We start from the raw sequence: 21,842 nt of genomic DNA, 5'->3' as shown, positions 1-21,842 counted from the left end.
GAAAATTATGCGCGATTTTTTCCTGATAGTGCCAGTTTATTTTGTTCTCTCTTTCGCTTTTTCAGCCGAGCCACTCCCCAAGGATGTCAGCAGGTTTATCTATAACGCAGAAGCATGCGCGCACCTGGCGGGAGAGTTTGATGGGGAGCTACCCAAGCGGCAGCAGGATGACATTCTCAAGAGCATGCACCAATACTGCAAGGCGGCGAAAAATCAGCTGAGAATTCTCAAGATGAAATATCGGGGCAATGCCAGGATGATGAAGGTCATCGAGAGTAATGCGAATGATGCGGTGACCAGTTATGAAAGGGAATGATGGTTATCTTTGGATGGCATAGTCTGGTCTTTGGGTGAACGTCAGGCGCAAGCTACCGCCACAGCAATCTTCGCAAATTTGACTTGAGCAAATTTCTAGCTGAAATTGGTTTGACCTCCCCCCGCGCCAGGTCTAGAGTCGACAAGGAACCCTCAACGGAACACGATCGCCTCCCATGGCCAAGCCCTTTCCCTTAAACCCGAAGAACCCCGAACGCATTTGCTGGGGTTGCGACAAGTATTGTCCGCCGGATGCCATGCGCTGCGGCAATGGTTCCGAACGCACGCAGCATCCGATCGAGCTGTTTGGCGAAGGCTGGAATGACTGGGGGCTGGCGGCGGCCGACAAGGACGACAAGGACGAGAACCCGCCTTGACGGCAAGCGCAGCACGCGGCGCGCCGCTACAATCTCTTTATCGCGTCCGCGCTGAGGATTCTCCATGCAAGAAACCCTGTCACGCTGGCTGGCAAGCAGCGCCGGCGATGTCCGGTTCGTCAAGCATCCGCTGCGCAACACGGCCACGGTGGCGCTGCCGCATGCCACCCTGGTCCGTTTCCTCGCGCAGACGGGACATGTGCCGCGCATCATGAGTGTCTCTGCGGCTCCCTGATGCTCAATGCCCGGCCACGGGCGCGCCGCCGCTGCGCCGTCCCGGCCGGAAGCCGTGCGCGCGGGCCGACCAGGCGATCGCAAAGGCCAGCACCAGCAAGCTGACCATGGCCCACGGGAAGGCGCCCGCGCCCCAGGTTTCCAGCAAGGCGCCGCCTGCCACGCCCGCTGCAGCGATGGCCCCATTCCACGCCACCACGTTCATCGACAAGGCCACGTCGGCGCCGCTGCCGGCCGTGTCGGCCAGCGCCGTCTGCAACAGCGTTGCCGCGCCGCCAAAGGACAAGCCCCAGACGGCCATGCCCAGGTAAATGACAATGGGAAACTGTGACGCGATGCCCAGCACGAGGGCCGTGGCGCCGAACACGGCCAGACTGGCCAGCACGGCGGCGCGCAGGTGGCGCTCGACCAGCTTGCCCGTGATCCAGATGCCGGCCATGGCGGCGACGCCGAAGACGAGCAGGACCAGGTCGACCCGCTCCGTCAATCCGGCCGGCGCCACGAACGGGGCGATGTAGGTGTAGAGGATATTGTGCGCCAGCATCCAGGCGATGACGACGGCCAGCACGGGGCGCACGCCCGGCGTCGTGAAGACGCGGCGCAGGGGCAGGCGTTCATGGATGGACTGGCCCGGGTAGTCCGGCACCTTCGCCAGCACCCAGGCGATCAGGATCAATGTCAGGGCGGAAATGATCCAGAATGCGGCGCGCCAGCCCACCAGGGAGCCGAGCAGGGTGCCCAGCGGCACGCCCAGGGACAGGGCGACGGGCGCGCCCACCATGGCCAGCGCCAGGGCGCGGCCTTGCTGATGCGGCGCCACCATGCGCCGCGCGTAGCCGGCCAGCAAGCTCCACGCCAGTCCGGCCGCCATGCCGGCAAAGAAGCGGGCCGCCAGGGTCAGCCAGTAGTGGGACGACAGCGCCGTGACGGTATTGAACACGAGAAAGCCGATGATGGTCAGCAACAGCACGTTGCGGCGGCGCCAGCCGCGCGTGGCGATGGTGAGCGGAATGGCTGCCAGCAGGGAGCCGAGGGCATAGGCCGTGACCATTTGTCCGGCCAGCGCGGCGCTGATGCCGAGTCCCGTACTGATCTGCGGCAACAAGCCGGCGGGCAAGGTTTCCGTGACGATGCAGATAAAACCCGTCATGGCCAGGGCCAGCAAGCCGGCGACGGGGAGGCGGTCGGCCGGCGCAGGGCTGCCTCCGGTAGTGATAGTGGCGTGATTCACGGCAAACATCCTTGTCAAGTGATCAGGCGCAGGAGTACCCCTGACCGTCATTGCGGTACATATGTATCGATCGGTATAAATATAGGCGATGGCGCACCGCGTTGTCAACGACTTCTGTATCGAGTAGTATGTAAGTAGCATATGGGTAGATGAGAAGGAGCGATGGATGGCGCAAATGGGACGGCCGCGCACGTTCGACCGGCAGGCAGCGGTCGAGCAGGCCATGTTTTTATTCTGGCAGCAGGGGTATGAATCGACGTCCTTGAGCCAGCTCAAGGCGAGCCTGGGCGGCGGCATTTCCGCGCCCAGCTTTTATGCGGCGTTCGGCTCGAAGGAAGCGTTGTTCCGCGAAGCGGCGCAATGCTATCTGGACACGTTTGCACGCGTGACAGAATGCCTGTGGGACGATGGCCTGGCGCCGCGCGCAGCCATCGAGCTGGCCTTGCGCCAGTCGGCCAGCATGCAGTCCGATGCGGGCCACCCGCCCGGCTGCATGGTGGCGCTCGGTTGCATGAGCGCGCCGACGGCCGAGCATGCGGCCGTGGCTGCACCGCTGACGGCTTCGCGCAGTCGCACCCGCGCCGGCTTCGTGCGCTGCGTCGAGCGGGGCATGGCCAGCGGCGAATTGCCTGGTGATATGGATGCCGTGGCGCTGGCGTCCGTCTTCGACAGCTTTCTGTCGGGCGTGGCTATCCAGACCCGCGATGGCGTGGGCTACGCCGTGCTGGACGGTGCCATTACGCAGATCCTGCGCGTGTGGGATGCCAGCCGCGTGCCGGGCTAGACGCTAGGCCGTAAAGCGAAACTCCAGCACCTCGTCGCCGTATTTGTCCGTCTCGCCCGTCGAGGTCCAGCCCAGGTAGCGGTAAAAGCCGTAGGAACGCGAAGCGGGGTCGTCGGAGCAGCCGAGGAACAGCCGTTGATGACCGTGCTCGCGCAGTTCCGTCATCACCAGTTCCAGCAAGGTTTTGCCGATACCGAGCCCTTCGAATTCCGGCAGCAGCGCCAGGACGATGATTTCGCCCGTGTCGCGCTCGCCAAAGCAGTAGCCGGCCAGCTGGCCGTCATGATGGCAGACGTGGCCAGGCAGGCTGCCCGAACGCATCATTTCCGCCCAGGTGCCGGCCGTGATGCCCACTTCCGCCAGGCGTTCCGCGGACACGGCGTTTTGCCGCGTCCTGCCCCGCAAGTCGATATAGGCCGGGGTGTCTTCCGCCTTGGCGGGATGGAAGGTAATGGAAGCTGGATGTGTCGTCATGTCATTACTCGCTGGTGTCGTGTCTGTGGCGGCAATGAGGCTGGATAAACCTCATTCCCAAGGTTTGCGCATGGTTTGCGCATGGCGCTGCCAGTCAAAGATTTTGCTATTCTCGATTGCCTGCTGGCCGGGATTGCCGCTATCGATGATTTCATCCTTGACGATAATCAAGTCGTTTTTGTCATTCAAGCGGTATTCCCGATAGCGTTCGCAATCCTGTTCGCGCCGGGCGATGGTAATTAATTTGCTGGCTTGCCACGCATAGCTGTCTTCATAAAAGCATTGCGCCGCGCAGCCGCAATTGGGTATGCCCCCTTCGATTCTTTGCTCGGCCATGTTGATGTTCAGATTCGGAATGGCTGACAAGGGTTGATTGAAACGGTATTGCTGCGCTGGCGCATCCCATAACCATACATCGGAACAGCGGATGCGTCCCTGGCTATCCGTGTATCCGGTGACCCACAGGTCGGCATGGCCGTCGAAATTCATGTCCAGCAGCAGCGCGTGCAAATTGCCCGTGCCGCTGCTGCTGCAACTGCCATGCATCCACTGCTTTCCGATTTTCAGCCGATACGTCTGTTTTTCATCGTGATTCGTATAGCGGATATCGGCGGCTTGCCGCACTTTGCCTGTCGCGGCTTTATCCAGATGCAAGGTACCAGCATAGACCGAGGTGGAAATCAGGGATAAAAGCAGAGCGATCAGTTTCATGGCGATATTTATGGTCGGGCACGAGTGCACAATGCGTGGATTGCATCAGGCGGAGAATGATCATACTGCATGAATCCGGCAATGCGCCACACGATTTCCTATCGTGCATTCTGCGCGGAACAGTGCTGTGTACAATGCCAAAAAATCCCCGAATAAGGAATCTTTATGAGCTCCTCTCCTGAATCTTTGAATGAAGCGGGCATCCTCGCCTATAACGACGGTCATTATGCCGAGGCCTTCAAGCAATTCGATGCGGCGGCGCGCACGGGCGATCCGGCCGGCCAGCATTTATTGGCCAGCCTGTATTACCAGGGCCATGGCGTGACGCAGGATTTGCCGAAAGCGGTGGAATTGTTCACGGCAGCCGCGCAGGCGGGTTTCCCGCCGTCGCTGGCGAATCTTGCCCTGATGTATGCGGGCGGCGATGGCGTCGCGCAAGACATGGCGCAATCGCTCGCGTATGGCCGCCAGGCGGCCGAGGCGGGCGATGGCCAGTCGCAATTCAACCTGGCGCAGGCTTACCGCAAGGGGATTGATGTACCGCAAGACTATGCCGAGGCGGCGTTCTGGTACAAGCAGGCGGCCGAAGCCGGCTCCCTGTCGGCGCAGAACGAGTACGGCTTGCTGTACGCGCAGGGGCAGGGCGTGGAACTCGATTACGTGCAGGCGTATGCGTGGATCGCCATGCCGGCCGAGGCGGGCAGCGCACAATCGATCAAGAACCGCGACCAGTTGCTGGAAATTCTCACGCCGTCACAGCAGCAGGCGGCGCACGTGCTGGCCGCGGAGTATGCGGCGCAGTATGGCGTCAATCCCCACTAAAGTAACACCTAACAAAACCTACTGCGCGTCGTAATTTGCGGTCTGCGATGCTCACTGTACCTTCGTACAGTTGCGCTTCTCAACCACAACTTACTTCCGCTCGCTACGGTTTTGTTAGGTGTTGTTATTGGGATTTCCCAGGTAGTTTTTTCAGCACGCCGGCCGCGTCGAGTTCATAGCTGTCGAAATCGCGCGCGAGGAACAGTTCACCCGAGTAATGCAGCCGCGCTTCCGCTTCCAGTTCGGCCATGCCTTCCGCATGGTGATAGCGGGCGCTGAAGTGGGTGAGGATCAGGTTCGGCAAGCGGACCGCTTCGGCGAACTGCGCCACGCGCTGCACGGAACTGTGCGTGGGGCCGAGCCCCACCTTTTGCAGCATGGCTTCCGTGTACGTGGCTTCATGCACGAGCAGTTGCGCATCCGCGCAAGCGTCGGCCAGCAAGGCCGGCGTATCGTTGTCGCCGCCGACCACCACCGTGGCGCGCTGCGTTTCCGTCTGGCGGAAAGCGGCGGCACTCAAGACCGTGCCATCGTCGAACAGCGCATCCTGGCCAGCCTGCAAGAGTCCCCAGGCGGGACCAGGAGGCACGCCCGCCGCCTGCAGGGCCGCCTTGTCCAGCTTCCATCTGCTCGTTTCCAGCGCGAAACGATAACCGACGCTCGGTGCGCGGTGCGACAGCGCGTGGCGCGAGACGGTCAAGCCCGCTTCCTCGTACACCACTGGCGCGCTGTCCACGTCGATGTGGATCAGCGGATACGTCAGGAACAGTTCCGTGTGCAGCAGGGTCGCGTCGATCCAGGCCTTGATGGCGGCCGGGGCGATCAGCAGCAAGGGCTTCTTGCGCCCCGTCATCGAGGCGCTGGCCAGCAAGCCCGGCAGTCCATAGCTGTGGTCGCCATGCACGTGGGTGATGCAGATGCCCACCAGGTCGTGCACAGACAGGGGCAGGCGCTGCAGCCGGTGCTGCGTGGCTTCGCCGCAATCGATCATCCACCAGTCGCGGTTGTGCGTCGTTTGCAGGGCCAGCGACGTGACGTTGCGGTAGCGCGTGGGCACGCCGGAAGACGTGCCGAGAAAAGTCAGTTTGAACATGGGCGCATTATGCGGCAAGCCAACGCCGTTGCCAACGCGCCCGCCTTCAGCTTGCCAATGGCGCGCGCAATTTGTCCTTGTAGATGCGGCCGTTCTTCATGATCAGCAGCAGGTTTTCTTCCGGCTGGGCGAGGAAATCGAGGTTTTTCGCAGGGTCGCCATCGGCCACCAGCAAGTCGGCCAGCGCGCCCGCGGCCAGCTTGCCCAAGGTGCCAGGGTAGGGCGAGCGCTGGCCGGACAGGGCCAGCAGTTCGCCATTTTGCCCCGTCGCCTGCGCCAGCAAGGTCAATGGGTCGTAAAAGCGCGTGAGTTTCGCCAGCTGGCGGCCTTGCGTGGGCGTGTTTTTCGCGTTGAACAGGATATCCGTGCCCCAGCCCGTCTTGATGCCGTACTTTTGCGCCAGAGCATACGCCCTCACCGTTCCTTCGGATACGATCCTCTGGCTGGCCTTGCGCGCTGCATCGGGATACACATTGCTGTCTTCATCCTGCAGGAACGGTTGCAGGCTCCACCACGTGCCCGTGTCGCGCATCAGGCGCGCGGAGTCGTCGTCCGCCAGCTGGCCGTGCTCGATGCTGCGCACGCCTGCGCGGATGGCCCGCTGTATGCCTTTCGGCGTGTAGACGTGGGTCATCACATACGTGCCCCAGTCGGCGGCCGCTTCCACGCCGGCGCGCAGTTCGCGCTCCGAATACTGCGTGCTGTCGAGCGGGTCGTACATGGAGGCGACGCCGCCGCCCGCCATCATCTTGATTTGCGTCGCGCCCAGCATCAGCTGCTCGCGCACGCGGCGCAGCACTTCCGCCTCGCCATCGGCGATCATGGCCATGCCCGCCGTTTCCGCCATGCCCAGCGGCGCATTCGCCGCACGGGGGATGTCGGAGCGCAAACGGAAGTCGCCATGGCCCGACGTTTGCGAAATCATGGCGCCGGACGGAAAGATGCGGGGGCCGTCGACGATGCCTTCATCGATGGCGCGCTGTAATGCAAACGCGGGGCCGCCCGGATCGCGCACGGACGTAAATCCCCGCAGCAGGGTGCGCTGCGCTTCCTGTGCCGCCACCAGGTACAGATAGCCGATATCGGACGTCATGGCCGTCACCTGGTTGATGGCGGCCAGCATGGTGTGCCAGTGGGCGTCGATCAAGCCCGGCATCGCCAGCTTGCCCTGGCAATCGATCACTTGCGCGCCGTCCACCTTTTCGCCGGCCGGCAACAGGGCGGTAATGGTCGGGCCCGTCACTAGCACGTGGATGCCGGAGCGGGGCGCCTTGCCCGTGCCGTCGAACAGGCGCAGATTGGTCAGCAGCAGTGGGCGCTGGGGCGTTTGCGGCTGCTGGGCGATGGCGTTGCTGGTGGACAAGCCGATGAAGGGCGCCAGCATGGCGGCCGCGCCGCCGAGAAATTGCCGGCGCCGCATGTCCGCCATCACCCGCTGGTGCAGGATGGTGAAGACGGTGCCGCCGCAGTCGCAGGCGCGCGGCTTCAAGCCGCCCGTTTGCCATGTATCCATCAGATGCTGCTCCTGTGCCAGGGCCATTGCGGTCATCCTTTCATCGCTGCCGCGCCGTGTGCTGGCACGCGGACAAAGTTAATTAATGGAAACAATGACCATTGAAAGCCCGCAGCGATGGCAAGTCAAGCGTGCACTTGCTTTACAGCAAAGAATGCAGCATTTGCCGTTCAAGGTGCATGCTAAGGTGCATGCTGGCCGCTATCTTTGCCCGCCGTGTAGTCGACAAAGCCGTCGCGGCGGCAAAAGCTGGCCAGCTGCATGCCGGCCTGGCGCGCGATGCGGATGGCCAGCGAGGTGGGCGCCGAGATGGTGGCGACGAGCCCGATATGCATGCGCGCCGACTTGCGCACCAGTTCATAGCTGGCGCGGCTGGACAGAAAGACGAAGCCGTCGTGCATGGCGATGCGGTGCAGGGCCAGGTAGCCGATCAGCTTGTCGAGGCCGTTATGCCGGCCCACGTCCTCGAACACTTTCACGATGGCGCCCTCGGCCGTGCACCAGGCGGCCGCATGTACGCCGCCCGTCTTGTGCATCAGCTCCTGGTAAGGCAGCAGTTCGCGCGCGGCGCGGCCGAGGATGGCGCTGCTGGCCACCAGCGGCGGCAGGGGACGCGTGATCTTTTCCGGCACCAGGTCCAGCAGGGCCAGGCTTTCGATGCCGCACACGCCGCAGCCCGTGCGCCCGGTCAGCGCGCGGCGGCGGGCCTTGAGCTTGATCAAATCCGGCTGCGCGATGGTCAGCCGCACTTCCGCGCTATCCTCGCCGCAGCACACGTCGAGGTCGTAGATGTCGCGCACGCTGCCGACGATGCCTTCGGTCAAGGTAAAGCCGACGGCGAATTCCTCCAGGTCGCGCGGCGTGGCCATCATCACGGCGTGGGCGATGCCGTTGTAGACGAGGGCCACGGGATACTCCTCGGCCACCATGTCGCGGCCCGCCGTGGCCACGCCCCCCTGGTGGCGCACCATGGGAACGTCCAGGTAGCCGTCGCGTTCGATGGTGGTGATGTCGCATTCCATGATAGGTATCCTCCAGTTAATTGATCTGATAGCGCGGGCAGGGCCGTATCGACGGCGGCAGCGGGTCGCCATGCAATTCCAGCAGCGAGCGTTCCGTTTCCCGCGTCATGGCATTGAGGGCCAGGCAGTTGGGCGCCAGGCCGAACGGTTCGGCGATCTGTTGCGCGATGGCTTCCAGCGCAAACAGGGTGTAGGCGACGAAGACGGAAATGAGGGGCGTGGCCACACCGATGGCGTCCACCAGGCCCAGCGGCAACAGGAAGCAATACATGTAGACGGTGCGGTGCACCAGCACGCCGTACGGATACGGGATCGGCGTGTTCTTGATGCGCTCGCAGCCGGCCACGGTGGCGGCCAGGTCGTTGAGCTGGGTGTCGAGCATCCACAGCAGCTGCGTCTGGCTCCCCTGGCGCTGCACGGCGTCGTGCAGCATGGCGCGCACCGCATGCAGGATGGCGACGGGCTTGAAGTTGACGCCCTGCAAGCGCTGCACGTCCTCGGCCGGCAGGTAGCGCAGCAGGTCTTCCTGCGGGTCCGTCTGGCGCAGCTGGTGCTTGAGCGCGTAGACGAAGGCGACCAGGCGGCGCAGCAGCAACTCGTGGTCCAGGCCGCTCGTTTCCTGCGGCAGATACGTGAGCGCCTGCGAAGCGAGGGCCCGCGCGGCGATCAGCAATTGCCCCCAGATATGCCGCGCCTCGACGAAACGCGCATAGCTGGCGTTATTGCGAAAGCCGAGAAAGATCGCCAGGCTGATGCCGACCATGGGAAACGGCGCCGTATCGAGCGGAATCTTGACGCCGAAGATACGGCCATCCGTCAGCAAGGCCAGCGAACTGACGACCAGCATCAGCAGCAATTGCGGGATGATGGCTTGCAGCACCGAGCCATCCCAGACAAACAGCATGCGGAACCAGTTGGTGGTGGGGCGAATGATCATGATGGAAGACGCATGCTGTGATGTGAATCAATGTTTCCGGGGCACGACTTTGCCCTCGAAGACGTAATATTGGAACAGGTTGTAGCCGATCATGATCGGCAGCATCGTGCCCATGCCGATCAGCATGAAGATCAGGGTCGGCTCATCGGACGCGGCCGCCGCGATGCTCAGCTTGCCCGGCACCAGGTCCGGGAAGAAGCTGATGGCCAGGCCCGCGAACGACGCCAGGAACAGCACGATGGCGCCGCGGAAGGGGCCGCGCACGCCGTTCACGTGCACGGCCCACAGGATGTAGATGAGGGCGCTGGCGGCGATGGCGGCCAGGGCCAGCAGCACGCCGAACACGCCCGGCTGCGCCCAGCGGTCGTGGCCGATGGCGCTGAAGACCATGGTGCCGGCCGACAGCACGATGGCGGCCGCGACCGTTGCCAGCACGCTGGTGGTCGCGTAGCGGCGCGCCGCCGCTTCCAGCAGGCCGCCCGTCTTCTTGATCAGATACGTGCTGCCCAGCAAGCAATAGCCGGCCACCACGCCCAGCGCCGTGCAGGCCGTGAAGACCGCACTCAGCGGGCCCGGCTGCAAGCCCGTGATGACCTCGCCCAGCACCACGCCTTGCGCCACGGCGGCCAGCAGGCTGCCCACGCCGAAGACCACGTCCCACAGGCGCTTGTTGCCGGCCGCATGGCGGAACTCGATCGAGGCGCCGCGCATGATCAGGCTGGCGATCAGCAGCATGATGGGAATGTACAGCTGTTCCAGCAAGGTGGCGTAAGCGCTGGGAAAGGCGCCGAACAGGGCGCCGCCCACCACCACCAGCCAGGTTTCGTTGGCGTCCCACACGTGGGCGATCGATTGGAAGATCAGGTTGCGTTCCTGCTCGCGGCGGGTGAACAGGCTGAGGATGCCCACGCCCAGGTCGAAGCCGTCCGTGACGACGTAAAAGATCAGCATCAGGCCGATCAAGCCGAACCAGGCATTGCCCAGCATGGCATGCGAATTCATATCCATTACACACTCCTAGTCAGATGGCGGCGCATTTCAATACCCCGCGGCATGGGCGGCGTCCGGCAGCGGCAGCGCCACGTCCGGGCCTTGTTGCAGCCATTTCTTGGCAAACACAAAGAAGGTGAGGAACAGCACGACGTAAAACACGGCAAACATCAGCATGCTGCCGGCCACGGCATGGGCCGCCACGTCGGAGACGGCGTCGCGCGTGCGCAGCAAGCCGTACACGACCCACGGCTGGCGTCCCACTTCGCGCACGATCCAGCCGCACTCGACGGCGATGTAGGGCAGCGGAATCGTCAGCACCCAGGCCAGCAGCAGCTTGCGGTTGCGCACGAACTCCTGCACCCGTCCACCCACCTTGCGCCAAGCCACGAAGGTCCAGAACGACAGCAGCACGAACCACATGCCGATGCCGGCCATGGCGCGAAACGCGTAGTACAGCAGCGGCAGCATGGGCGGCTGGTCTGCGCGGGCGATGTCGGCCAGGCCCGTGATCTTGCCCGTGGCGCTATGCGTGGCGATCACGCTGAGCATGCCGGGCACTTCGACGGACCAGTCATTCTTTTGCTCCGCCTGGTTGGGCCAGGCCAGCAAGGACCAGGCTGCGCCCTCGCCATCGCGGTTCGTGTGCCAGTGGCCTTCGATGGCCGCGCCCTTGGCGGGCTGGGTCTTGAAGACGTCGACGCCGCTGGAATCGCCGAGCCACACTTGCAACGGTGCGATGACCAGCAGCAACATCAGCGCCAGCTTGAACGAGCGGGCGAAGAAGGCCGGTTCGCGGCGCTTGAACATATACCAGGCGGAAATGCCGGCGATGACGAACAAGCCCGTTTCCACGGCGGCCACCCACATGTGGCCCACGGCCCAGGCCATGTCGGGATTGAAGATGGCGGCCACGTAATCGGTGACGATGATCTTGCCGTCCGCCACGCGCACGCCGGCCGGCGTCTGCATCCAGGAATTGGCGACCATGATCCAGAACGAGGAAATGCTGGACCCCAGCGCCACCATGCCGGTGGCAAACAGGTGCACGCCCTTCGGTACGCGGCCCCAGCCGAACATCATGACGCCGATGAAGCCCGCTTCCAGCATGAAGGCCATGGCGCCTTCGAAGCCGAGGATGTTGCCGATGAGCTGGCCGGAATGGTGCGAAAACGGCGCCCAGTTGGTGCCGAACTGGAATTCCAGGGGAATCCCGCTGACGACGCCGACGGCGAAGTTGAGCACCAGCAACTTGCTCCAGAAGCGCGCGTGGCGGTAGTAGACGGGGTCGCTGGTGCGCAGCCACAGCGCCTCGACGACGAACAGGAATAGCGACAGGCTGATCGTCAAGATGGGCCACAGGATGTGGAAGATGGCCGTCATCGCGAATTGCGCGCGCGACAGGTCCAGGGTATCGAAACCGAACATGGCGTTCTCCTGTTCAGCTGACTGCGGCCGAAGGCGACAGCAGCACGGGGATGGATTTGAAGGTCGGCGTGCGCGAACCGTGGCCGACGCTGTCGAGCGGCACCAGCGGATTGGTTTCCGGGTAGTAGGCGCCGATGCAGCCGCGGGGAATGTCGTACTCGACCAGCAGGAAGCGGTCGGCGCGGCGTGCTATGCCGTCGTGCCACACGCCGATCAGGTCGACCCAGTCGCCGGCCGCAAAGCCCAGCATGGCCAGGTCGTCCTTGTTGATGAAGACGACGCGGCGCTGGCCGAAGACGCCACGGTAGCGGTCGTCCATGGCGTAGATGGTCGTGTTGTACTGGTCGTGCGAACGCGTCGTCATCAGCACCATCAGGCGCTCGCCATATTGCTGGCGCGCACGGTGGATCGGCGTGTCCAGTTCCACGGCGTTGACGAGGAACTGCGCCTTGCCGCTTTCCGTCTTCCATACCCGTTCGCGCGAGGCGATTTCCAGATGGAAACCACCCGGCTTGGCCACGCGCAAGTTGTAGTCGAAAAAGTCGTCGAACACTTGCTCGATGGAATCGCGCAGCAAGGCATAGTTGCCGGAATAGCGCAGCCAGTCGATCTTCTCGCTGCCCAGGGTCGATTGCGCCATGCCGGCCACGATGGCGATTTCCGAACGCAGATTGGGCGAGGCGGGCTGGTTCATGCCGAACGAGATATGCACCATGCTCATCGAGTCTTCCACCGTCACGCCTTGCGCCACGCCCGACTGCACGTCGATTTCCGTGCGGCCCAGGGTGGGCAGGATCAGCGAATCCTTGCCGTGCACGAGGTGGCTGCGGTTGAGCTTGGTGGCGATGTGCACGGTCAGGTCGCACGAGCGCAGCGCGTCCCAGGTGCGCGGCGTGTCCGGCGTGGCCATGGAGAAATTGCCGCCCAGGGCGACGAACACTTTCACCTTCTTCTCCAGCATGGCTTCGATGGTGCCGACGGCGTCGTAGCCGTGGTGGCGCGGCGGCTCGAAGTTGAAGACGAGGCCCAGGCGGTCGAGGAATTCCTTGGTCGGCTGTTCCTCGATGCCCATGGTGCGGTCGCCCTGCACGTTCGAGTGGCCGCGCACGGGGCACAGTCCCGCGCCGCGCTTGCCGATATTGCCGCGCATCATCATCAAGTTCGACAGGATTTGCACGGTGGCCAGCGAATTCTTGTGCTGCGTCACGCCCATGCCCCAGGTCGAAATGACGGCCTTGCCCTTGACATAGATCTGCGTCAATTCTTCGATCTTGTCGCGCGCCACGCCCGATTCGGCCAGCAGCAAGTCCCAGCTTTCCGCGCGCAGGTCGGCGGCGAAGGCGTCGAAGCCGCTCGTGTGTTCGGCGATGAAATCGCAGTCGAGCACGCGCTCCTGGCCATGGGCGATGGCCTCATCATCGAGTTCGACGACGCGCTTGGCCATGGCCTTGATCAGCGCGAAGTCGCCGCCCAATGTCGGGCAGATGAACAGCGAACAGATGTTCGTGCTGCCGCCCGTCAGCATTTCCAGCGGATGCTGGGGGCTGGTGAAGCGCTCCAGGCCCCGTTCGTGCAGCGGGTTGATGGAAACGATGGTGGCGCCGCGGCGCGACGCTTCGCGCAATTCGCCCAGCATGCGCGGGTGGTTGGTGGCCGGGTTCTGGCCGAACAGCAGCAGGGTGTCCGCATGCTCGAAGTCGTCCAGCAGCACCGTGCCCTTGCCGATGCCCACCGTTTCCGGCAAGCCGCGGCTCGTCGCCTCGTGGCACAGGTTGGAGCAGTCGGGGAAGTTGTTCGTGCCGTAGGCGCGCACGAACAGTTGATACAGGAAAGCCGCTTCATTGCTGGCGCGGCCCGACGTGTAGAAGGCGGCCTGGTTCGGGTCGTCCAGCGCGTGCAGGTGGTGCGCCACGAGGGCGAAGGCATCGTCCCAGGAAATGGCCTGGTATTTGTCGCTGGCCGCGTCGTACACCATGGGGTCCGTCAAGCGGCCATGTTGTTCCAGATCATAGTCCGACTGTTCCATCAATGCGGTGACCGTGTGCTCCTCGAAAAATTCCGGGCGCACGCGCTTGCTCGTCGATTCGGCGGCCACGGCCTTGACGCCGTTTTCGCAGAATTCGAAGGTCGACGCGTGTTCGCGGTCGGGCCAGGCGCAGCCGGGACAGTCGAAGCCGTCGGGCTGGTTTTGCTCGAACAGCGAGCGGTAATTGCCCGCGCTCACTTTTTCCTTGAACAGGTTGATGGCCACGTACTTGAGGGCACCCCAACCGGCCGCGGCATGGGTGTAGGGCGCGATGCGCGCGTCGGACTTTGGCTTGCTCATGATGACTCTCCTGGTGATATGCGATGGGACAATCACATGGTAGGGGCGGCGGCTTGCCCCGTAGGCGCACAGTTCCGGACAAAAAAACAGAGTACAGATGGCAAGATGACGATGCCGGTCGCGCCGGCGCCGGCCGTGATCTATGATGTGGAGAAGGAGAAAAAACATGCACAAGGAAGACAAGGACGACGGCATCGACGCGGCACTGATAGCGCTGCTGGCGCTGCTGTGGGAAGCGCGGCAGGAGGCGCCGGAGAAGCCGTGGTCGCTGGCCAAGCTGGCCAAGCGGGCGGGAGTACAGATGAGCACTTTGTTGCGCCAGCTCAATGCGCTGTCCAGCGCGGGACTGGTGAACGTGACGACGGCAGAGAGCGGCGGCGGCAGCGCGCTGCTCAGCGCGGCGGGCGCGGAACTGTGCGCCACGGTGTTTGCCGCACCGCCTCCGCCAGCGCCGTAGGAGCACAGTCCCGCGCGTCTGTACTCTATCGGCCGGAGCCGGACTGTACCTCTTTGCCTGCCCCCATTCGTCCTATGCTACTTCCAGACGAATGCCTATCGAGGGGAAGCACCATGAACACCATCCTGTATCCGCAGCCGGCGCTCCGGCAGCCAGACCATATCGAACCGTGCGTGGACATGCTGGGCCGCCCCCTGACGGATTTGCGCATTTCCGTCATCGACCAGTGCAACTTCCGTTGCACCTATTGCATGCCGGCCGAGCTGTACCCCAGCGATTACCCGTTTCTTCCATCGAGCGAACGCCTGTCCTTCGCGCAGATCGAGACGATGGCGCGCGCCTTCGTGCGCCTCGGCGTCGACAAGATCCGCATCACGGGCGGCGAGCCGCTGCTGCGCAAGAACCTGGAACAGCTGATCGAAGCGCTGGCGAAACTGACCACGCCGGACGGGCGCGCCGTGAGCATCGCGCTGACGACGAATGGCAGCTTGCTGGCGGCCAAGGCGCGTTCGCTCAAGGATGCGGGCCTGGAGCGGGTCACCGTGAGTCTCGACAGCCTCGATAACGGCATTTTCCAGCGCATGAATGGCGTCGATTTTCCCGTCGAGAAAGTGCTGCACGGCATTGAGGTAGCGCAAGCCGTGGGCTTGACGCCCGTGAAAGTCAACATGGTGGTGCAGAAAGGCGTCAACGACAGCCAGATCGTGCCGCTGGCGCGCCATTTCCGCCACACGGGCGTGGTGCTGCGCCTGATCGAATTCATGGACGTGGGCGGCATTGGCGCCTGGTCGCGCACGCATGTCGTCACGTCCGAGGCGGCGCGCGCGCTGATCGCCGCCGAGTTCCCCCTCGTGTCGCTGGGCGAAGGCAAGCCCCTCTCGCACGAAACGGCCAGCCGCTACCGTTATCTGGATGGCGGCGGCGAAGTGGGCTTCATTTCCAGCGTGTCGCAGCCGTTCTGCGGCGACTGCAGCCGCGTGCGCGTGTCGTCGGACGGCAAGCTGTTTACGTGCTTGTTCGCCCAGGACGGCCTCGACCTGCGGTCCCGGCTTGATTCCGCGCAAGGTCTGGAAAGCCTGCTGCGCCAGCACTGGCAGCGCCGTGGCGACCGCTATTCGGAAGTGCGCGGCGCACTGGCCCAGCTGGGCGGGCGCAAGCAGTATCCCACCGTGCGCATGTCGCTGGTGGGCGGGTGACGGGACTGCGTGAAATGTCTACAGGAATTCGGTGATGAGCTTACCGAGAAGAATAATGGCTTGCTCGACGCCCGCGCTCCACGGATAGCTGTAGTTGAGGCGGATGCAATGCTTGTAAGCCTGGCTGACGGAAAACATGCGTCCCGGACCCACCGTGATCTTGCATTCCAGCGCGCGCCGGTACAGCTGCATGGAGTCTATGTCGCCAGGCAATTCCACCCACAGCACGTAGCCGCCCTGCGGGTGCGAGATTTTCGTGCCAGCAGGAAAGAAACGCTGCACGGCGGCCGCCATGATGCGCGCCTGCTGGGCATACGCCTTGCGGGTACGGCGCAGATGCTGTTCGTAGCCATCGTTTTGCAGGTATTCGGCGATGGCCAGCTGGGGAAACGAGGACGTGGCCAGGGTGTTGAGGAATTTGAGTTCCTCCACCTTGCCCCGGTAGCGTCCGGCCAGGGCCCAGCCCACGCGCTGCGCGGAACTGAGGCTCTTGGAAAACGACGAGCAATGCAGCACCAGGCCCTTGCGGTCGTAGGACTTGAGCGAGGTTGGGTGGGCGTCGCCGTAATACAGCTCGTTGTAGACGCCGTTTTCGATGGCGGGCACGTCGTGCTGCTCCAGCAGCTGGTACAAGGCCCGCTTGCGCTGGTCGGACATCTGGAATCCCAGCGGATTCTGGAAGTTCGGCATCACCATGACGGCGGCGATCGGCTGCCGGGCCATGATGTCGGCCAGCGCCTCGATGCTGATGCCTTCATACGGGTCGGTGGACACTTCCACCACCTTCATGCCCAGCCGTTCGACGGCCATCAGCATGGCGTAGAAGGTGGGCGACTCGACGGCGATGGTGTCGCCCGGCTTGGCCACCGCTTGCAGGCACAGGTTGATGGCTTCCGTGGCGCCCACGGTGACGATGATTTCGTCGGGATCGACGGCCAGGCCGTTTTCCATGTAGCGGCGGGCGATTTCGCGGATCAGTTGCGGGTTGCCCGGCGGCAGGTCGTCCGTCACGTTCCACGCGCGGTTGCGGCGCGCCACCGCGCCCGCATACTGGTTGATGCGTTCCCAGGGAAACAGCGACGGGTCGGGGTAGGGTGAGCCCAGCGGGATGGCGTCGTGCAAGCCGATCGAGCGCAGGGTCGACAGCACCAGGCGGCTCACGTGCACTTCCGCCGGCACGGGGCTGGGGTGCGACGCCTGCATGCAGATGGACGGCGCGGCTGTGTCGCCGGCCCGCTGGCGCACGAAGTAGCCGGACTGGGGCCGGCTTTCGATCACGCCCATGCCTTCCAGCTTGACGTAGGCGCGCAGCACCGTGGTGATGCTCAGCTTGTGCTGCTGGCTGGTCTGGCGCACGGAGGGAATGCGTTCGCCGGGCAAGAGCACGCCCTTGGCCACCAGTTGCTCGATGTCGCTGACGAGCTTTTCATACAATTTCATGCAATGGTATCCATTCTTATTCTTGCTCTACGTCATTGCATTATCGTCCAATTCATGACGACCTATAGTTACAGTTATCGCATGTTGCCAAAATGAAACTGCCATCCGGCACTTCTGGTTTAAGATCCACATAGAAACGAAAAAGAGGAACAACTGTCATGGCAATTCCACAAAGCATGCTGTCTGTCGTCGCGCGCGACGAAGTGCATTTGCAGTTCAAGGTGAAGGCCGGCGTCGACATGCGGCAGCTGTTTCAGCGGCTGGGCAAGCTGTGGGAATCCGAAGTCACGGGCATCCTGGACCCCACCCTGAACCGCCACCATCAGTTGACGGGCGGCACGGCCAATGTGGTGCTGGGATTCAAGCCCGAACTGTGGCGCGCCGCGTGCCCCGGCTGCGTGCCGGACAATATGGCATCGTTCGCGCACGACCTGGTGGGCGCCAACGGCAAGACGGCGCCGGCCACCCAGCACGATTTCTGGGTCTGGATCACGCAGTCGAACGCGGCCACCCTGTACGACAGCATGCGCACGACGCTCACCTTGCTGAGTCCTTTTGCCGAGCTGGCCAGCGAACAGGTGTGTTTTCCGTATCACAATAACGTGACCTTTGACGGCTTTGCCGACGGCGTCGCCAACCCGAATCCGTTCCGCGCCAACGGCGTGGCCATCATTCCGGACGGCGAAGCGGGCGCGGGCGGCTCCACCGTGCTGCTGCAGAAATGGCGCATGGACGTGGAGCGCCTGCGCGCCTTGCCCGTGCACGCGGCGGAGCAGGTGTGGGGCCGCACCAAGGCCGGCAGCCATGAATTGTCGCCGCTGCCCGTCGATTCCCACGTGGGCCGCAACCAATTCATCCGCGATGGCGAGGAAGTCGATATCGTGCGCCGCAACGCCAATTACGCCAATGCCACCGAGGCGGGCGTCATGTTTGTCGGTTTTTGCAAGGACATCACCGTGACCATGGGCATGCTGCGGCAAATGTACGGCGTAGGCTATGATGGCGTCACCAAGACGGACCGGCTGCTGGATTTTTCCACTGCGCTGTCGTCGGCGATCTATTTCGTGCCCAGCATCGATGCCTTGCTGGCCGCGGGCATTTCGCCGGCGGATCCCGGCTGAGGGCCGCCCCGGCGGTCCCTATTTTTACTTTAAAGGAGTTTTCCATGCGTATACGTCCCGCCACACTGCTGTCCGCCCTGATCTTCGGCAGCGTCGTCTTCAGCGCTTCCGCTTCCGCCGTCGGCCTGGGTTTCCTGGCCGATACGCCGATGGCTTACCTGAACAAGAACGACAAGCCCGTCTTCGTCAAGGCCGTCACCGACGTGCTCAATGACAAGAAAGATGGCGAAACCGTGCAATGGAGCAATGAAGGCTTGCGCAATTCCGTGCGCATCGCCGCCGACATCACGGCCAGCGACACGCAAAAGACGGATGAGCAAACTTGCCGCAAGGTACAGGTGGGCTTGAACGCCAAGGGCCAGGAACAGACCCTCAAGCTGACGGTCTGCAAGGCCGGCACGGCCGCCTGGAAAGTGAAAAAACAATAAGCATCGGCCGCCGCCCTGCCTTGCCGGGAGGGCGGCGTCGCGATGACCGCCCGCAGCGTGCGCTGCGGCTGCCTAGTCGTGGTTGATGGCTGCCACCTGGTGCAAGCATGCCTCGTCGGTGAGCAAGGTGACCACCGCATTGGTTCTGGCATGGACGCGCACGCCCTTGAGCCAGTCCGGCAGGGCAAGGACGGCGCCCGCCACGATGGGCAGGATGACCTGGATCACGGGCTCGCTGCCCCTGGGCGGCGTCGCCTCGAAGTCCAGGTCCTGGATGCCGTCCTGCGGCGGCTTGAGGTAGACGCGCGGTGCGAGTGGGACCGCCTGCCAGCCGCCGGAGCTGACTTCGCCGATCGCGCTCACATGCAAATGCGGGGGAAGGCTCTTGTCGATGGCGAGGTGCACGGCCTTTACTTTGTAGATGGGAACGCTCATGGTATCTCCAGGAAGGATGGGGTGCGCCGCCAGGCCCGCGGCGTGTAGGGCCAGTCCCGATGTCTCGGCATCGTTAAGCTAGCTCAGCAAGTGTAGGTCGTATTTTCACCATCACCATCTCCAATTGTCACCATGGCCAGGCGCGCAAGCCATGCTGCTCTACTTTCTTGGGGGAAAGCCACCCGCAACGGTTAGAATCACGTTTTACCTTCTTTTTCCCATCTGCATGCAGCAAAGTCGCCTCCTGTTCTTCCGCCTGGCCGGCCAGTTTCGCCGCTATGGCGCCATCGTCGCCGCCACCTTGCTGGCCGTGGGCGTGGCGTCCGCCACCGATGTATTGTTAATCAGGCAATTGCAAAACGTCGTCGACGCCATGCGCGCGACGGCCAGCACGCAGGCCGCGCCCGCGTCCGGCGTGATGGGCATGCTGCAGGGCTGGGTCGACCGTTTCTTGCCGGCACAGGCGGGGCAGGTGGACTTGTGGGTGATTCCCGCCACCATCCTGGGCCTGGCCGTGTTGCGCATGGTGTCGAGCTTTGCCGGCGATTACGGTTCCGTCTGGCTATCGAGCCGGGTGCAGGCGGATTTGCGCGAAAAGATGTTCGCCACCATCATGCGCCTGCCCAGCCGCTTTTTCGACACCACCACCACCAGCCTGACGCAGTCGCGCGTGGCCTTCGACGCCAGCCAGGTGTCGCAGGCGGGCTTGAACGTGCTCAACGTGATGGTGCGCGATTCCGTCGCCACCGTCGGCTACCTGATTTTATTGTTCAGCATTGACGTGAAACTGGCCCTGTTCTGCATGGCGTCGATGCCCATCGTGGCCATCGTCGTGACCCTGGCGGGCCGCCGCATGCGCCACCTGAGCAAGAGTTCGCAGCAAGCCGTGGGCGAGCTGACGTCCGTGCTGGACGAAAGCATCGGCGGCCAGCGCGTGGTGAAAATCTTTGGCGGCCAGGATTATGAACAGGCGCGCTTCGTCAACGTCGTCAAGCGCAACCGCCAGCTGGCCGTCAAGCATGCCGCCACCTCGGCCATGAATTCCGGCTTCATCATGATGCTCGTCGGCATTACCCTGTCGTCCGTGATCTATTTCGCCATGCTGCGCGCGCAAAGCGGCGCCATCACGCCTGGCGCCTTCGTCGCCTTCATGGGCGCGCTGATGGCGATGCAGTCGCCGATCAAGAATTTGACCAAGATCAATGAGCCGTTGCAGCGGGGCCTGGCGGCGGCCGAGTCCGTCTTCGGCTTGATCGACACGCCGCTGGAACCGGACCCGGGCACCATCGCGCCGGTCACGGTGCAGGGTAATCTGTCCTTGCAGAACGTCAACTTCCGCTACAACAGCGACGATCCCGATGCGCCCACGGCCTTGAGCGATATCACGCTCGACATCCGCGCCGGCGAAACGGTGGCCCTGGTGGGCGGCTCCGGCGGCGGCAAGACGACCTTGCTGGGCTTGCTGCCGCGCTTCTACGACGTCAGCGGCGGCCAGATCCTGCTCGATGGCGTCGACCTGCGCGATTACGCCTTGCTGGCCCTGCGGCGCCAGTTCGCCCTCGTCAGCCAGGATGTGATTTTGTTCAACGACACGATGGCGGCGAATATCGCGTATGGCGACCCGGCCCCGGACCAGGCCCGCATCGAAGCGTCGGCGCGCGCCGCGTATGCGCACGACTTCATCATGCAGTTACCGCAAGGCTACGAAACCCAGGCGGGGCAGAACGGTTCGCGCCTGTCGGGCGGGCAACGCCAGCGCCTGGCCATCGCGCGCGCCCTGTACAAGGACGCGCCGATTCTCTTGCTGGACGAAGCGACCAGTGCACTGGACACGGAGTCGGAACGTTCCGTGCAGGCGGCGCTGGAAGTGCTGATGCGCAACCGCACCACCATCGTCATCGCCCACAGGCTGTCGACCATCGAAAGCGCCGACCGCATCGTCGTCATGCAGGGCGGGCGCCTGGTGGAATCGGGCAGCCACGCCACCTTGCTGCAGCAGGGCGGCGCGTATGCGCGCCTGCATGCGAGCCAGTTGTCGCCCGTCAAGGATGGCGCGGCCTAGAACCTTAGAACACGTGAATTTCCTGTAATACCAGCGTGGCGCCCAGCGCCGTGCCCTCCACGCGGAACGTGGCGGTCAGGTCCGACCAGGCGCCGTTCAGTGGCAGGGCGTGGCGCGCTTCGGCGATCGCCACGCCGCCGTCCTCGCTTGCCGGGCGCTCGACGCAGCGTTCGTGCGGCGCGCCGCTGGCTTGCGCCGCCGGCGTGACGCGATACACCGTGCCATCCGCATACGGCTGCGGCGAACCATAACCCTCGATCACGGCGCGCAGCAGCGCCGGCGTCCAGCCGTAATACGCGTCGTGCGCCGTGCGCGCATGGGCGCACGCGTAATCGCCGCGTGCCAGGTCGGCGATCCAGGCGTCGATGATGTCCAATATCTGTGTGTCGCTGGGGGCGGTGGGCAAGTGCATGGATTTCTTTCGTGACGGGGAAAAACGTTGCTTT

Annotated in this window: 23 protein-coding genes; 10 read left to right on the top strand and 13 right to left on the bottom strand. The window is 63.6% G+C overall.

The genetic code is table 11. The annotated features are described in order from the left end of the window. Positions 1-7: 7 nt before the first annotated feature. From O3298_RS19560 to O3298_RS19550, 3 genes are all read left to right on the top strand, one after another. Complete coding sequence (locus O3298_RS19560) at positions 8-316, top strand: hypothetical protein (RefSeq protein ID WP_305060310.1); 309 nt, start codon at positions 8-10, stop codon at positions 314-316. Between the two features lie 175 nt (positions 317-491). After that, on the top strand, positions 492-692 hold the full coding sequence (locus tag O3298_RS19555) for a DUF3079 domain-containing protein (protein WP_151093551.1): 201 nt from the start codon (positions 492-494) through the stop codon (positions 690-692). 64 nt (positions 693-756) lie between these two features. Next, positions 757-927: a hypothetical protein gene (locus O3298_RS19550; RefSeq protein ID WP_305060309.1), complete on the top strand. Its 171-nt coding sequence runs from the start codon at positions 757-759 to the stop codon at positions 925-927. A 3-nt stretch (positions 928-930) separates the two neighbouring features. Here the strand turns inward: O3298_RS19550 and O3298_RS19545 are convergent, their stop codons facing one another. Continuing rightward, on the bottom strand, positions 931-2,076 hold the full coding sequence (locus O3298_RS19545; RefSeq protein WP_305060401.1) for an MFS transporter: 1,146 nt from the start codon (positions 2,074-2,076) through the stop codon (positions 931-933). A 247-nt stretch (positions 2,077-2,323) separates the two neighbouring features. On the opposite strand from O3298_RS19545, the gene O3298_RS19540 reads away from it, so the two are divergent. Next, positions 2,324-2,941 carry a TetR/AcrR family transcriptional regulator gene (locus O3298_RS19540; protein WP_305060308.1) on the top strand — a complete coding sequence of 206 codons (618 nt, stop codon included), beginning with the start codon at positions 2,324-2,326 and terminating at the stop codon, positions 2,939-2,941. A 3-nt stretch (positions 2,942-2,944) separates the two neighbouring features. Here O3298_RS19540 and O3298_RS19535 read toward each other — a convergent pair whose 3' ends face one another. Both O3298_RS19535 and O3298_RS19530 read right to left on the bottom strand, forming a co-directional pair. Beyond that, positions 2,945-3,415: a GNAT family N-acetyltransferase gene (locus tag O3298_RS19535; protein ID WP_305060307.1), complete on the bottom strand. Its 471-nt coding sequence runs from the start codon at positions 3,413-3,415 to the stop codon at positions 2,945-2,947. A gap of 51 nt (positions 3,416-3,466) precedes the next feature. After that, positions 3,467-4,126 carry a hypothetical protein gene (locus tag O3298_RS19530; RefSeq protein WP_305060306.1) on the bottom strand — a complete coding sequence of 220 codons (660 nt, stop codon included), beginning with the start codon at positions 4,124-4,126 and terminating at the stop codon, positions 3,467-3,469. A gap of 165 nt (positions 4,127-4,291) precedes the next feature. On the opposite strand from O3298_RS19530, the gene O3298_RS19525 reads away from it, so the two are divergent. Continuing rightward, the gene (locus O3298_RS19525) at positions 4,292-4,948 is read left to right on the top strand and encodes a tetratricopeptide repeat protein (protein ID WP_305060305.1); all 657 of its coding nucleotides are present in this window, start codon (positions 4,292-4,294) and stop codon (positions 4,946-4,948) included. 124 nt (positions 4,949-5,072) lie between these two features. Here O3298_RS19525 and O3298_RS19520 read toward each other — a convergent pair whose 3' ends face one another. The 7 genes from O3298_RS19520 to O3298_RS19490 form a co-directional block, all read right to left on the bottom strand. Continuing rightward, on the bottom strand, positions 5,073-6,041 hold the full coding sequence (locus O3298_RS19520) for a ribonuclease Z (RefSeq protein ID WP_305060304.1): 969 nt from the start codon (positions 6,039-6,041) through the stop codon (positions 5,073-5,075). Between the two features lie 46 nt (positions 6,042-6,087). After that, on the bottom strand, positions 6,088-7,554 hold the full coding sequence (locus O3298_RS19515) for an amidohydrolase family protein (protein WP_305060303.1): 1,467 nt from the start codon (positions 7,552-7,554) through the stop codon (positions 6,088-6,090). A 182-nt stretch (positions 7,555-7,736) separates the two neighbouring features. After that, the gene (fdhD, locus tag O3298_RS19510) at positions 7,737-8,576 is read right to left on the bottom strand and encodes a formate dehydrogenase accessory sulfurtransferase FdhD (protein WP_305060302.1); all 840 of its coding nucleotides are present in this window, start codon (positions 8,574-8,576) and stop codon (positions 7,737-7,739) included. A 16-nt stretch (positions 8,577-8,592) separates the two neighbouring features. Beyond that, positions 8,593-9,513: a bestrophin family protein gene (locus O3298_RS19505; protein WP_305060301.1), complete on the bottom strand. Its 921-nt coding sequence runs from the start codon at positions 9,511-9,513 to the stop codon at positions 8,593-8,595. 27 nt (positions 9,514-9,540) lie between these two features. Then, positions 9,541-10,521 carry a cytochrome d ubiquinol oxidase subunit II gene (locus tag O3298_RS19500; RefSeq protein ID WP_305060300.1) on the bottom strand — a complete coding sequence of 327 codons (981 nt, stop codon included), beginning with the start codon at positions 10,519-10,521 and terminating at the stop codon, positions 9,541-9,543. Positions 10,522-10,551: 30 nt separating this feature from the next. Beyond that, entirely contained in the window at positions 10,552-11,931 is a 1,380-nt protein-coding gene (locus tag O3298_RS19495) for a cytochrome ubiquinol oxidase subunit I (RefSeq protein WP_305060299.1), read from the bottom strand. Between the two features lie 13 nt (positions 11,932-11,944). Beyond that, a complete protein-coding gene (locus O3298_RS19490; protein WP_305060298.1) occupies positions 11,945-14,257 on the bottom strand; it encodes an FdhF/YdeP family oxidoreductase in 2,313 nt (770 codons plus the stop codon). A gap of 166 nt (positions 14,258-14,423) precedes the next feature. On the opposite strand from O3298_RS19490, the gene O3298_RS19485 reads away from it, so the two are divergent. After that, positions 14,424-14,714, top strand: coding sequence for a helix-turn-helix domain-containing protein (locus tag O3298_RS19485; RefSeq protein WP_305060297.1), 291 nt, complete (start codon positions 14,424-14,426; stop codon positions 14,712-14,714). Positions 14,715-14,827: 113 nt separating this feature from the next. Continuing rightward, complete coding sequence (gene moaA, locus O3298_RS19480; protein ID WP_305060296.1) at positions 14,828-15,910, top strand: GTP 3',8-cyclase MoaA; 1,083 nt, start codon at positions 14,828-14,830, stop codon at positions 15,908-15,910. Positions 15,911-15,928: 18 nt separating this feature from the next. Here the strand turns inward: moaA and O3298_RS19475 are convergent, their stop codons facing one another. Continuing rightward, positions 15,929-17,350, bottom strand: coding sequence for a PLP-dependent aminotransferase family protein (locus tag O3298_RS19475; RefSeq protein ID WP_305060295.1), 1,422 nt, complete (start codon positions 17,348-17,350; stop codon positions 15,929-15,931). Positions 17,351-17,508: 158 nt separating this feature from the next. On the opposite strand from O3298_RS19475, the gene O3298_RS19470 reads away from it, so the two are divergent. Both O3298_RS19470 and O3298_RS19465 read left to right on the top strand, forming a co-directional pair. Further along, positions 17,509-18,471 carry a Dyp-type peroxidase gene (locus O3298_RS19470; protein ID WP_099664920.1) on the top strand — a complete coding sequence of 321 codons (963 nt, stop codon included), beginning with the start codon at positions 17,509-17,511 and terminating at the stop codon, positions 18,469-18,471. 44 nt (positions 18,472-18,515) lie between these two features. Then, positions 18,516-18,899, top strand: a complete 384-nt coding sequence (locus tag O3298_RS19465) for a hypothetical protein (protein WP_099664919.1) — start codon at positions 18,516-18,518, stop codon at positions 18,897-18,899. Between the two features lie 72 nt (positions 18,900-18,971). On the opposite strand, the gene O3298_RS19460 is transcribed toward O3298_RS19465, so the two are convergent. Continuing rightward, entirely contained in the window at positions 18,972-19,334 is a 363-nt protein-coding gene (locus tag O3298_RS19460; RefSeq protein WP_099664918.1) for a hypothetical protein, read from the bottom strand. Between the two features lie 226 nt (positions 19,335-19,560). Between O3298_RS19460 and msbA the strand changes: the two genes are divergently transcribed. Further along, the gene (gene msbA, locus O3298_RS19455) at positions 19,561-21,396 is read left to right on the top strand and encodes a lipid A export permease/ATP-binding protein MsbA (protein ID WP_251350808.1); all 1,836 of its coding nucleotides are present in this window, start codon (positions 19,561-19,563) and stop codon (positions 21,394-21,396) included. Positions 21,397-21,400: 4 nt separating this feature from the next. Here msbA and O3298_RS19450 read toward each other — a convergent pair whose 3' ends face one another. Beyond that, on the bottom strand, positions 21,401-21,808 hold the full coding sequence (locus tag O3298_RS19450; protein WP_305060294.1) for a hypothetical protein: 408 nt from the start codon (positions 21,806-21,808) through the stop codon (positions 21,401-21,403). Positions 21,809-21,842 lie beyond the last annotated feature (34 nt).

Source organism: Janthinobacterium sp. SUN137 (genome assembly GCF_030587265.1).
GTDB lineage: Bacteria > Pseudomonadota > Gammaproteobacteria > Burkholderiales > Burkholderiaceae_D > Janthinobacterium > Janthinobacterium kumbetense.
Note: the sequence above shows the minus strand (reverse complement) of the source record. Positions and strands in the feature narration are given on the sequence as shown.

Coding starts and splice junctions, on each gene's coding strand:
- O3298_RS19475 (WP_305060295.1), bottom strand. CDS start 17,350: ATGAAATTGTATGAAAAGCTCGTCAGCGACATCGAGCAACTGGTGGCC.
- O3298_RS19450 (WP_305060294.1), bottom strand. CDS start 21,808: ATGCACTTGCCCACCGCCCCCAGCGACACACAGATATTGGACATCATC.
- O3298_RS19560 (WP_305060310.1), top strand. CDS start 8: ATGCGCGATTTTTTCCTGATAGTGCCAGTTTATTTTGTTCTCTCTTTC.
- O3298_RS19515 (WP_305060303.1), bottom strand. CDS start 7,554: ATGGATACATGGCAAACGGGCGGCTTGAAGCCGCGCGCCTGCGACTGC.
- O3298_RS19540 (WP_305060308.1), top strand. CDS start 2,324: ATGGCGCAAATGGGACGGCCGCGCACGTTCGACCGGCAGGCAGCGGTC.
- O3298_RS19485 (WP_305060297.1), top strand. CDS start 14,424: ATGCACAAGGAAGACAAGGACGACGGCATCGACGCGGCACTGATAGCG.
- O3298_RS19530 (WP_305060306.1), bottom strand. CDS start 4,126: ATGAAACTGATCGCTCTGCTTTTATCCCTGATTTCCACCTCGGTCTAT.
- O3298_RS19525 (WP_305060305.1), top strand. CDS start 4,292: ATGAGCTCCTCTCCTGAATCTTTGAATGAAGCGGGCATCCTCGCCTAT.
- O3298_RS19495 (WP_305060299.1), bottom strand. CDS start 11,931: ATGTTCGGTTTCGATACCCTGGACCTGTCGCGCGCGCAATTCGCGATG.
- O3298_RS19545 (WP_305060401.1), bottom strand. CDS start 2,076: ATGACGGGTTTTATCTGCATCGTCACGGAAACCTTGCCCGCCGGCTTG.
- O3298_RS19490 (WP_305060298.1), bottom strand. CDS start 14,257: ATGAGCAAGCCAAAGTCCGACGCGCGCATCGCGCCCTACACCCATGCC.
- msbA (WP_251350808.1), top strand. CDS start 19,561: ATGCAGCAAAGTCGCCTCCTGTTCTTCCGCCTGGCCGGCCAGTTTCGC.
- O3298_RS19460 (WP_099664918.1), bottom strand. CDS start 19,334: ATGAGCGTTCCCATCTACAAAGTAAAGGCCGTGCACCTCGCCATCGAC.
- O3298_RS19520 (WP_305060304.1), bottom strand. CDS start 6,041: ATGTTCAAACTGACTTTTCTCGGCACGTCTTCCGGCGTGCCCACGCGC.
- O3298_RS19465 (WP_099664919.1), top strand. CDS start 18,516: ATGCGTATACGTCCCGCCACACTGCTGTCCGCCCTGATCTTCGGCAGC.
- moaA (WP_305060296.1), top strand. CDS start 14,828: ATGAACACCATCCTGTATCCGCAGCCGGCGCTCCGGCAGCCAGACCAT.
- O3298_RS19500 (WP_305060300.1), bottom strand. CDS start 10,521: ATGGATATGAATTCGCATGCCATGCTGGGCAATGCCTGGTTCGGCTTG.
- O3298_RS19535 (WP_305060307.1), bottom strand. CDS start 3,415: ATGACGACACATCCAGCTTCCATTACCTTCCATCCCGCCAAGGCGGAA.
- O3298_RS19550 (WP_305060309.1), top strand. CDS start 757: ATGCAAGAAACCCTGTCACGCTGGCTGGCAAGCAGCGCCGGCGATGTC.
- O3298_RS19505 (WP_305060301.1), bottom strand. CDS start 9,513: ATGATCATTCGCCCCACCACCAACTGGTTCCGCATGCTGTTTGTCTGG.
- fdhD (WP_305060302.1), bottom strand. CDS start 8,576: ATGGAATGCGACATCACCACCATCGAACGCGACGGCTACCTGGACGTT.
- O3298_RS19555 (WP_151093551.1), top strand. CDS start 492: ATGGCCAAGCCCTTTCCCTTAAACCCGAAGAACCCCGAACGCATTTGC.
- O3298_RS19470 (WP_099664920.1), top strand. CDS start 17,509: ATGGCAATTCCACAAAGCATGCTGTCTGTCGTCGCGCGCGACGAAGTG.